Source organism: Mycolicibacter arupensis (assembly GCF_002086515.1).
Taxonomy (GTDB): Bacteria; Actinomycetota; Actinomycetes; order Mycobacteriales; family Mycobacteriaceae; genus Mycobacterium; species Mycobacterium arupense.
Genome location: NZ_MVHH01000079.1, coordinates 1 through 9,574 on the forward strand (window position 1 = coordinate 1; position 9,574 = coordinate 9,574).

The following is a 9,574-nucleotide window of genomic DNA, read 5'->3' on the forward strand; positions in this document are numbered from 1 at the left end:
GCACATCAAAACGACCCGCCATCGAACGCATCGCGTCCGGGTCAGTCATAAAACGTGTAGCCACTGTCTTGTCTCCTTGTTGTGAAATTGATGTCTACAGATCGGGTGGCGCACTCACCACATGGTTGATCGTCTTCCCTTGACGGCCTTTCGCTTGGCTTCCTCCACAGACTTGTTCTCGCGGTACTGACCGTTGGCGCCACGTCCGCCCATCGCCATCAACGGGGCGCCACCGAACAGCGGCATCCCGCCGAGCATCCCGCCACCGAAGCCTTCGGCGGCCACGACGCTGGGCGCCTCGACTTCGGCTGCTGCCAAACGCATCTCCGGGGCGGCGGTGGCCCAGGCCTTGGGCACCGACAAGCCGCTGACCGACTGTGCGCTACCCACTGACGCTGACGTGGCCGAGGCCAGACCTGCCGACCCAGGTGCGGCCAACGTCGGTGCCAGACCGAGAGGTACACCTGCCGCGATCGACATCGGCGACGCGGCCTCCAAGCCGAAGGGGGAGGGAAGTGCGGCGCCGGCGATCAAGTACTCCGGGATGAAGGCCGCGATGATGGTGAGGCTCAGAGCGGTTCCAATCGGAGAGGCGCCCCACGCCCCGAGATCGGCGAGAATGTCCGCGATGACTGGGGGAATGGTCGATTGCGCTGCACCCGGCAACGCCTCCATCGCCCCGTTGACCGCGGCTTGTGCGGTGCCTTGCCCGAGCGCCTGGGCGGTGGCCGCCTCCTGCGCTGCTGTGCCTGCCGGGTTTGCTGTCTGCGGGGGCAGCCCGAACGGCGCCATCTGCGACGCCGCCTCTGCGGCGACCGAATAGCCGAGCATCGCCGTGGCGTCTTGCGCCCACATCTCGGCATACATGGCCTCGGTTGCGGCGATGGCCGGGGCGTTCTGGCCGAAGAAGTTGGTCGCGACCAGCATCGCCAGCTGTGCCCTGTTGGCGGTGATCACCGGTGGCGGCACCGTCATGGAGAACGCTGCGGCGTGGGCCGCGGCCGCGGCCTTGGCCTGTGCGCCAGCCTGCTCGGCCTGTGCCCCGGTGGCGGTCAGCCAGGTGATGTACGGCGCGGCGGCGGCGGCCATGCGGGTCGACGAGACGCCCTGCCACCCTCCGCTGGTGAGGCCGGAGATCACCGACTGATAGTTGGCTGCAGTGAGGTGTAGTTCGGCGGCCAGTTCATCCCAGGCCGTCGCTGCGGCCAGGAGTGACCCCGCGCCAGGCCCGGCGTACATACGTCCGGAGTTGATCTCCGGCGGAAGCATTGCGAAATCCATTTTGTCTACGCCTTCTGTCGTCAACCGGCCGCGAGGGCGTTGGCGGCCTCTGCGGCCGCATAGGAGTTACTGCTGGAGGCAAGGGTGGCGACGAACATCTCGTGAATCGCCGTGGCTTGAGCGCTGACCTGCTGATACATCAGGGCTTGGGCGGCGAATCGCGCCGCGGTCATCGCCGAAACCTCGTCGGCGGACGGGGGGACAACGCCGGTGGTGGGAGCTTGAGCTGCTGCGTTCTGGGCTGCGAGTGCGAGGCCGGTACCGCCCAGACTGTCGGCTGCCGTCCTGAGTTCTTCGGTTTGTGCGGCTACGAAACTCAATGGGCTTCTCCTCATAAATTGGCCGGCTGGGGACACCGGCTGGGGACGCCCTTGAGGTTTCCTGTCAGTTGCCTTGGAGGACAAGCTGGTTAACAGTCTCTTAAACGGGAGCCCGAGAATGTAACCGTGACGCAACAGTGCGCGCACTTAGTAACTTGGGCGTAACAACAGGTGCTGCTGGCCGCACCGGAAATCGGCGTCTGACGCCCCGCGTCGACGGCCGCCGATCCTCTTGACATTTGACGTATATTTGTCAAAAAAGGAGGTCTGGATGCTCAGCGTTGACGACACCGCGGCAGGCCCGCACTCGCCCGATCAGGGGGGCCTGGACCACGAGCGCATCGTCCTGCAGGCCCGCGATGTCGGATTCGACTGGTCGGACCTACCGGTGCACTACGTGCCCGGCGAGCCCTTCGTCACCCACTTCTGCGACGTGCTCCACCTGCTGTTGCCGGCCGGCGAGGAGTTCTTCGTCGAGGTGTTCAAGCAGGCACTTCCACTGATCAAAGACGACCAACTGCGGCTCGACGTCCAGGGATTCATCGGCCAGGAGGCCATGCATTCCCAGGCCCACACCGCAGTCGTGGACCACCTGGCCGCCCGCGGCGTGGACATGTCGCCGTTCACCTCCCAGATCAGCTGGCTGTTCGCCAAACTGCTGGGCGATCGGCCGCACTGGAGTGAACGTCGTCAACAGCGTTGGCTGCTGGAACGGATCGCACTGGTTGCCGCTGTCGAGCACTACACCGCGATTCTCGGGGAGTGGATCTTGGACAGCCCCGCCCTGGACGAGATCGGGGCGCATCCGGTGATGCTGGACATGCTGCGTTGGCACGGCGCCGAAGAGGTCGAGCACAAGGCCGTCGCGTTCGACGTGATGAAGCACCTGCGGGCCGGGTACCTGCGGCAGGTCCGCACCCAGCTGGCCGTCACACCGCTGATGCTGCTGATGTGGGTGCGCGGACTTCGCTACATGTACACCGTGGACCCGCTCGTGCCGCCGGGCACCAAGCCGCGCTGGCGTGACTGGTTCATCGCGGCGCGCCGCGGGCTGGTTCCCTCGCCCTTCGAATTCTTGCCGGCGATCGCCTCCTATTACCGCCCCGGTTTCCATCCGGCCCAACTCGGCGGCGTGGAGATGGCGGTCAACTACCTGGCCGTTTCCCCAGCTGCCCGCGCCACGCACTGACGCAGTACCGCGGCCGAACCTCAAGGAGTCCCCTGCAATGCCCCCTGCCACCACCACTGTGACGTCCGCCGACGGTGTCAGCCTGGCCGTCCACGCCTATACCGACCTGGACCCGCAGCGGACGACCATCCTCGCGATCCACGGCTACCCGGACAACCATCACGTCTGGGACGGCGTTGCGCGCCAGCTCATCGAGCAGCACCCGGATCGCTACAACATCGTCGCGTACGACGTGCGCGGGGCGGGGACGTCGTCGACGCCGCCAAACCGGTCGGACTACCGATTTCCCGCCCTGATCGCCGACGTCGCCGCGGTGATAGAGCACCTGCGGCAGCAGGGGATCGAGCAGGTTCACCTACTGGGCCACGACTGGGGTTCGATCCAGGGCTGGGCCGCGATCACCGACAGCGCAGTGGCGGCCAATGTCGGCTCCTACACATCGATCTCAGGCCCGCACCTGGACTATGCGGGCCGGTTCCTGCGATCGGCGCGTAACCTGCGCACGCTGGGCGACGTCGTCAGGCAGCTGCTCGAGTCAAGCTACATCTGGCTGTTCCTGACGCCGCGGGTTCCCGAGGCTGCATTCCGCTCTGGACTGGGAGTGAGGGTCCTGGGCTGGTTGGATCGCATCGGCCGATCCGGCAGGCCACAACCCACCATGCCGCGGGCCGAGAACGACTACGTCAACGGCCTCAACCTGTACCGGGCGAACATGCCGGGTCCCTTCCTGCGCCCGGCGCGCCCACTGCCCACGACCGAGGTCGCGGTCCAGGTGCTCGCGCCCCGCCTGGATGTGTTCGTCAGCCCGGCCCTGCAGCGTTTCACCGGTTCGATCGCGCCCCACCACCGCGTCGTCGACATCGACGGTGGCCACTGGGTGGTGATCGATCACCCCGAGGTGATCGCCCGGCTCACCGACGAGTGGGTGCAGCAGAGCGTGGCCGGCGCGTCCGGTCCCGGCGTTCGGCACGCCTGACGTGGCTGGACAGATCTGGAGATCGCGCCCCGCTGATCTGTACGGCCGGCGAAAGCACGACCGGCTGTTCAACGCCCTCTGGGCGGCGATCACCGTCATCGGCGGCGCCGCGGCGCTATCGCGGTGGAAGCCGTCCCGCGTTGTCCCGGTATCCCGGACGATCTCGGCCGTAGTCACCAAGCGGGAGATGCTGACCAGCGATGTGGTGGCCCTGACCCTGGCGGACCCCGACGGCGGCCTGCTGCCGTACTGGACACCGGGTGGCCATATCGATGTCCAGCTGCCCTCGGGCCGGCGGCGGCAGTACTCGCTATGTGGTGTGCCCGGCCGTCGTACCGAGTACCGGATCGCCGTGCGCCGGCTCGACGACGGCGGTGGTGGCTCGATCGAGATGCACGAGTCCTACGCCGAAGGCGACACGCTGCTGTTCGAAGGACCGCGCAATGCGTTCTACCTGGGCACCGGTGAGAGCGACGTGCTGTTCGTCATCGGCGGGATCGGGGTGACGCCTATGCTGCCGATGCTGCGGGAGGCCCTCGCCCGCGGAATCGATTGGCGCGCGGTGTATGCCGGACGCAGCCGAGCCGATATGCCGCTGCTGGACGAGGTGCTTGCCGTCGACCCCGAACGGGTCACGGTGTGGGCCGACGACGAGCATGGGCGCTTCGCCGGGACCGACGAGCTGCTGGCCGGCGCAGGACCGCAGACCGCGGTCTATGTGTGTGGGCCCAGCGCGATGCTCGAGGCCGTGCGCGTCACGCGCAATGAGCATGCCGACGCGCCATTGCATTACGAGCGATTCAGTCCGCCGCCGGTGGTTGACGGGGTGCCCTTCGAGTTGGAACTGGCGCGATCGCGGCGCGTCCTGTCCATCCCCGCGGACCGCTCCGCGCTGGACGTGATGCTCGACGTCGATCCGACCGCCGCGTACTCCTGCCGACAGGGCTTCTGCGGCACGTGCAAGGTGAAGGTCCTCGACGGTCAGGTCGAACGGCGCGGGCGCACCGCGGAGGCCGATGACGAGATGCTGGTGTGCGTCTCGCGAGCCAGCCAGGGACGCATCGTCATCGACGCGTGAACTCCCGCGTCGTGCCGAAGCGTTCTAGACTGCCCGGATGTCTGGTGTTGCTCAGGTCCATCGCGCGAGTTGGCGGGCCAGAATCATCTACGCGGTCTTTGCGGCCATAATGCCGCGGTTGGTGCGGTGGATCAGTCGCCGTGGGGGCCCAGAGGCCATGCCCGGCATGTTGGAGCAGCTGGGCCGTCGCACCAACACCGTTGCCCGCCTGCAACGGCTGCGACCGCATTTCAGGATCCGCTTCACCCGTGATCTCGCGACGGGGGTTCCCGTCGAGATCGTTCGCAGGGCAGATTGCATCGCCCCGCTGAGCGAGGGTGCCATCTTGTACTTCCACGGCGGCGGGTTCTTCACCGGAGGTCTCGACACCCACCTGCACGTCGTGGCGACCTTGGCCCGGCGGACCCGGCTTCCGGTCGTCCACGTCGACTACCGGCAATTTCCTGTCGTGAGAGTGGACGGCTCGGTGGAGGACGGCGTCAGTGCCTACCGTTGGCTGCTGGAACAGGGCGCCGACCCGGCCAAGACGGTGATCGCCGGAGACTCCGCGGGAGGCTTTCTGACATTCGCCACCGCGCTCCGCGCCCAGCAGGAAGGGTTGCCGGCCCCGGCCGGGGTCATCGGGATCTCGGCGCTGCTGGAACTCGAGGGAACGGCCCGCAGCACCCACCCGAACATGGACACCGACGCCTTCGGCATAGCCGACGCGCTGCCGGACCTCGTCGACCATGTGTGCCCGTTGCCGCAGATGCGCCACGATCTGTCTCCGATCAATGGCCGACTGGAGACCATGCCGCCGGCCCTGCTGATTGCCGCCGAGTCGGAAATCCTGCGCTGCGACAACGAGCGGCTACACGCCGCCCTGCTGGAGCTGGGCCGCTCCAGCAGGCTTGAGCTGTGGGCGCAGCAGGTGCACGCGTTCCCGGCGCTGTTCGGGTTCCTGCCCGAAAGTCGGGCTGCGTTTGAGCTGATGGTCCGATTCGTCGCCGAGCGCCTTGCCGATCCCGGTGAGTCCGGCCAGGCACGCCGGGAAGTGTCGTAACGGCAGTCCTCGCTACGCCGGGCGCCCGGCTTCGCCGCGCTCGCAGTCCCCGATAGGGTGGCAGCCATGCGGGTAGCAGTGCTGGGAGCCAAGGGCAAAGTCGGCGCCACCATGGTTGCGGCGGTCGAGGCCGCGGAAGATATGACCCTGTCGGCCGCGGTCGACGCCGGTGATTCGCTGGACCTGTTGACTGACAGCGGCACCCAAGCGGTGATCGACTTCACTCATCCCGCCGTCGTGATGGACAACCTGAAGTTCTTGATCGACAACGGTATTCACGCCGTCGTGGGCACTACCGGCTTCACCGAAGAGCGGCTCGCCCAGGTACGTTCCTGGGTGGAGGCCAAGCCCGGCTCGGCGGTGCTGATCGCGCCGAACTTCGCCATCGGTGCGGTGCTCTCGATGCATTTCGCGGCTCAGGCCGCCAAATTCTTCGAATCGGTGGAGGTCATCGAGCTGCACCACCCGCACAAGGCCGACGCGCCCTCGGGTACCGCGACTCGGACCGCGCAGTTGATCGCGCAAGCCCGAAAGGGGCTGCCGCCCAACCCCGACGCCACCAGTACGGGCCTGCCCGGAGCTCGCGGCGCGGATGTCGACGGGGTGCCGGTGCATTCGGTCCGATTGGCCGGGCTGGTCGCCCACCAAGAGGTGCTGTTCGGCACCATGGGGGAGACGCTGACCATCCGGCACGACAGCATCGATCGGACCTCGTTCGTTCCCGGAGTGTTGCTGGCGGTGCGTCGAGTCGCAGAATTCCCCGGGCTCACCATCGGCATCGAGCCGCTCCTCGACCTGAAGTAGGCGTGATCACGGTGTCACCGGCTGCCCGAGTGAAGGTCCTTCTCGCCTTCATGTGTCTGGCGCTGCTGATGTACGCGGTGTTTCTGGGCCGGATCGCGGTGCTCCTGATCACCTCGGGATCGATCGCGGCGATCGGGATGGGGGTGGCGCTGCTGATCATGCCTTTCCTGGGAGTGTGGGCGATGATCGCGACCCTGCGTGACGGTTTCGCCCACCAGCGCCTGTCGCGGTTGATCGCCGAGGACGGGATGGAGCTCGACGCCGGCGCCTTGCCGCGGCGGCCGTCGGGGCGCATCGAACGTGATGCCGCCGATGCCCTGTTCCACACGATTCACACCGAACTCGATGCCGATCCCGACAACTGGCGGCGTTGGTATCGGCTGGCCCGGGCGTACGAGTTCGCCGGGGACCGTCGCCGCGCCCGTGAGGCCATGAAGACCGCGGTCGCCTTGCAGGCACAGCAGTGAGCAAGACGCTGCTGGTGGTGCACCACACGCCGTCGCCTTTTTGCCAGGCCATGTTCGAGGCGGTGTTGGCCGGGGCCACCGATCCGCAGATCGAGGGGGTCGAGGTGGTGCGCCGCGCCGCGCTCGAGGTGTCGGCCAGCGACATGCTGGCCGCCGACGGCTACGTGCTGGGCACTCCGGCGAACCTGGGCTATATCAGCGGTGCGCTCAAGCATGCCTTCGACGTCTGTTACTACCCAATCCTGGACTCGACCCGCGGCAGGCCTTACGGCCTATACCTGCACGGCAACGAAGGCACCGAGGGCGCTGAGCGGGCCGTCCAATCCATCACAACCGGCCTGGGATGGGTCAAAGCCGCCGACTACGTGGCGATTTCGGGCAAGCCCGGCAAGCCGGACCTGGAAGCGTGTTGGGAGCTCGGGGCGACAGTGGCCGCCCAATTGATGGGCTGACCCCCACTACGGGTCGATGTGGTTCTCCGGCATGTAGAAGGAGTGAAACGGGTAATCCCGGCCGGGCCCCATGGAGTGGCAGTCCTGCTGCGACGGGGGTGATTTCGGGGGCTCGTAGTAGTAGATGACGCAGCGCTGCCAGCTGCCGTCGGGCTGAATCGGGCCATCGCACTTCTGAGCGGTGGAGAAGAACAGCAGGGGATTGTCCTGGCACCCTGCCTGTGCTGCGGGCGCGTTGGCGATCAGCCACCCGGCCGCCAGCCCGGTGGCCATCAATGCCGTAGCGAGGCCCCCGGTGAGGTAGCGCTTCACAGTCGACCCCTTCTCGTTGTGCTGCTGTCGAGAGACTACGCCGGATCGACCCGCGGCTGGGCAGGTTGTCTGCGCCGTGCGACCGTGGGGCCGAGCCCAAGGTGGGGCGGACCGCCGCACTCAGAACGGCGGCGGCTGGTTGCGTTCAGCGATCACCTGGGCTGCGTAGTCAGCGTTGAGTGCACGCTCGGCACTGATGCGGTGAGCGCGGTCCTGCTCCCGGGTGCGTCTACGGGTGGGCATCATGACGCCGCGCTCGGTGGGTGGCGGGTTCCTGGCTGCTGCGGCGAATGGAGGCGGGTTTGGCCGACACAGGGCCGGGAACAGCAGCTGGCTTGCCGGTCGGGTGAGATAGGTGTGGCCGGTCGGAGAGGTCCATTCGATCGAGCCGTCCGCATGCTGCCGGTCGCTCCAGCCCCCGGACCCAATCCAGAAGGTTTTGAGCAGGTGATGTTTCCGGCACAGGCAACGAAGATTTGCCGGATGTGTCGGGCCGTGGGGATGAGCGATGGCGTGGTCGATGTCGCAGAACGTCGCCGGTCGATTGCACCCTGGGAATCGGCACGTCATGTCGCGGGCTCGAATGAATGCTGCCAATCGCGCTGAGGGGCGATAGCTGTTCTCGCCTTCGGCCCGGTGGCGCAGGGGTGTCACGGTGGCCCCACTGCGGATGAGTTCCGCGAGCACGGGTGCAGGCACACTGCCTCCGCCGATGATGCGCCCTGACGTGGTGGCGGCCCCGCGTGAAGGTTCGGCGGCCGGCTCCGATTCGGGGGCGGTCTCCTCGGCAACCACGTGAACCACGACCTGGGCTGCGCGGGCATCGACGCCAACTGCGGCCGGGCAGTCCTGTTTGCCGCAGGCGCAAGCCAGGGTGTCCGCGCCGGCGGCCAAGGCGCCGAGGCCGTCAGCGCGGCGCTGGGCCAGGGTGCGCGGGTCGTCGTCGCAGACGCTGCGGGCCAGCTGATCTAAACGTTGATCGAGTGCGGCAGCGTCAACGGCGAACAGTCGGCCCCACAACCCGGTGACCCCAGACTCACTGTTGGCGTTGTCGATCACCACCTCACGTCCGCGCGCACTGGTGCTGGCGCGGCGCACCGCTGCTGGGTCGTGGCGGTCGATGAGCGTGTCGATGGCGACCGCGGTCTTGGCAGCCGACAGCGGGCCGAGCGAGGTGGCCAACGCCGCCAGCTCGGCATCGACGAGCGCCAGTACCTGCGGGTCGGTGATCAACGTGGTGTGCCAGCAGATGGTGGTGGCCAGTCGCACGCTGATTACGCCGTCGGCCAACAGTGCGCCCACGTGGGGCAGTCGTTCGCGCAGTGCCGAGGCCAGATACATCTGCCCGGAGGCCATACCGTGGCTGATGTGCTCGGCGGCGGCCACTTCGGCGGCCGCGGCGTCCCAGTTGTCGCACGCCCAGCGCGAGCGATCCAGTGCGGGGCCTTGGGTGCGCCGCGCGACCAACTCGGCGATGGCGGCCAACCGGCGCGCCGCGGCGGCGGCTTCCACGGCGGACCACTCGGTGATGGCCGCTACCAGCAGATTGTCACCCACGGCGTCCAGCGACTCCGGCCCGGGCAACCCAACATCGAACATATGTTCCCTAGGGTCGCTACGGGTGTGTAGTCGATGTAGCTGACGACCTGGATT

At 67.3% G+C, this 9,574-nt stretch carries 11 protein-coding genes; 7 read left to right on the forward strand and 4 right to left on the reverse strand.

Going from position 1 to position 9,574, the window contains the following annotated elements; translation table 11 throughout:
* Positions 1-114: 114 nt before the first annotated feature.
* Positions 115-1,281 carry a PPE family protein gene (locus BST15_RS20105; RefSeq protein ID WP_052751533.1) on the reverse strand — a complete coding sequence of 389 codons (1,167 nt, stop codon included), beginning with the start codon at positions 1,279-1,281 and terminating at the stop codon, positions 115-117.
* A gap of 20 nt (positions 1,282-1,301) precedes the next feature.
* Positions 1,302-1,601, reverse strand: coding sequence for a PE family protein (locus BST15_RS20110; protein WP_046191143.1), 300 nt, complete (start codon positions 1,599-1,601; stop codon positions 1,302-1,304).
* A 271-nt stretch (positions 1,602-1,872) separates the two neighbouring features.
* Between BST15_RS20110 and BST15_RS20115 the strand changes: the two genes are divergently transcribed.
* From BST15_RS20115 to BST15_RS20145, 7 genes are all read left to right on the forward strand, one after another.
* Positions 1,873-2,790, forward strand: a complete 918-nt coding sequence (locus BST15_RS20115; protein ID WP_046191144.1) for a metal-dependent hydrolase — start codon at positions 1,873-1,875, stop codon at positions 2,788-2,790.
* 37 nt (positions 2,791-2,827) lie between these two features.
* A complete protein-coding gene (locus tag BST15_RS20120; RefSeq protein ID WP_046191145.1) occupies positions 2,828-3,766 on the forward strand; it encodes an alpha/beta fold hydrolase in 939 nt (312 codons plus the stop codon).
* Between the two features lies 1 nt (position 3,767).
* On the forward strand, positions 3,768-4,844 hold the full coding sequence (locus BST15_RS20125) for a PDR/VanB family oxidoreductase (RefSeq protein ID WP_046191146.1): 1,077 nt from the start codon (positions 3,768-3,770) through the stop codon (positions 4,842-4,844).
* A gap of 37 nt (positions 4,845-4,881) precedes the next feature.
* Positions 4,882-5,886 carry an alpha/beta hydrolase gene (locus BST15_RS20130; RefSeq protein WP_046191147.1) on the forward strand — a complete coding sequence of 335 codons (1,005 nt, stop codon included), beginning with the start codon at positions 4,882-4,884 and terminating at the stop codon, positions 5,884-5,886.
* Between the two features lie 66 nt (positions 5,887-5,952).
* Entirely contained in the window at positions 5,953-6,690 is a 738-nt protein-coding gene (dapB, locus tag BST15_RS20135; RefSeq protein ID WP_046191148.1) for a 4-hydroxy-tetrahydrodipicolinate reductase, read from the forward strand.
* Between the two features lie 50 nt (positions 6,691-6,740).
* Entirely contained in the window at positions 6,741-7,157 is a 417-nt protein-coding gene (locus tag BST15_RS20140; RefSeq protein WP_276037299.1) for a hypothetical protein, read from the forward strand.
* Between the two features lie 50 nt (positions 7,158-7,207).
* Positions 7,208-7,609, forward strand: coding sequence for a flavodoxin family protein (locus BST15_RS20145; RefSeq protein ID WP_083071148.1), 402 nt, complete (start codon positions 7,208-7,210; stop codon positions 7,607-7,609).
* A 6-nt stretch (positions 7,610-7,615) separates the two neighbouring features.
* On the opposite strand, the gene BST15_RS20150 is transcribed toward BST15_RS20145, so the two are convergent.
* Together BST15_RS20150 and BST15_RS20155 are read right to left on the reverse strand one after the other, a co-directional pair.
* Entirely contained in the window at positions 7,616-7,921 is a 306-nt protein-coding gene (locus tag BST15_RS20150; RefSeq protein ID WP_046191150.1) for a CDGP domain-containing protein, read from the reverse strand.
* Between the two features lie 120 nt (positions 7,922-8,041).
* The gene (locus BST15_RS20155; protein ID WP_046191151.1) at positions 8,042-9,520 is read right to left on the reverse strand and encodes an HNH endonuclease signature motif containing protein; all 1,479 of its coding nucleotides are present in this window, start codon (positions 9,518-9,520) and stop codon (positions 8,042-8,044) included.
* Positions 9,521-9,574: the final 54 nt, after the last annotated feature.

Bases quoted from the DNA above. Each gene is read 5' to 3' on its own strand.
- BST15_RS20105 (WP_052751533.1), bottom strand. From the start codon at position 1,281: ATGGATTTCGCAATGCTTCCGCCGGAGATCAACTCCGGACGTATGTAC.
- BST15_RS20115 (WP_046191144.1), top strand. From the start codon at position 1,873: ATGCTCAGCGTTGACGACACCGCGGCAGGCCCGCACTCGCCCGATCAG.
- BST15_RS20120 (WP_046191145.1), top strand. From the start codon at position 2,828: ATGCCCCCTGCCACCACCACTGTGACGTCCGCCGACGGTGTCAGCCTG.
- BST15_RS20130 (WP_046191147.1), top strand. From the start codon at position 4,882: ATGTCTGGTGTTGCTCAGGTCCATCGCGCGAGTTGGCGGGCCAGAATC.
- dapB (WP_046191148.1), top strand. From the start codon at position 5,953: ATGCGGGTAGCAGTGCTGGGAGCCAAGGGCAAAGTCGGCGCCACCATG.
- BST15_RS20140 (WP_276037299.1), top strand. From the start codon at position 6,741: ATGTGTCTGGCGCTGCTGATGTACGCGGTGTTTCTGGGCCGGATCGCG.
- BST15_RS20145 (WP_083071148.1), top strand. From the start codon at position 7,208: ATGTTCGAGGCGGTGTTGGCCGGGGCCACCGATCCGCAGATCGAGGGG.
- BST15_RS20155 (WP_046191151.1), bottom strand. From the start codon at position 9,520: ATGTTCGATGTTGGGTTGCCCGGGCCGGAGTCGCTGGACGCCGTGGGT.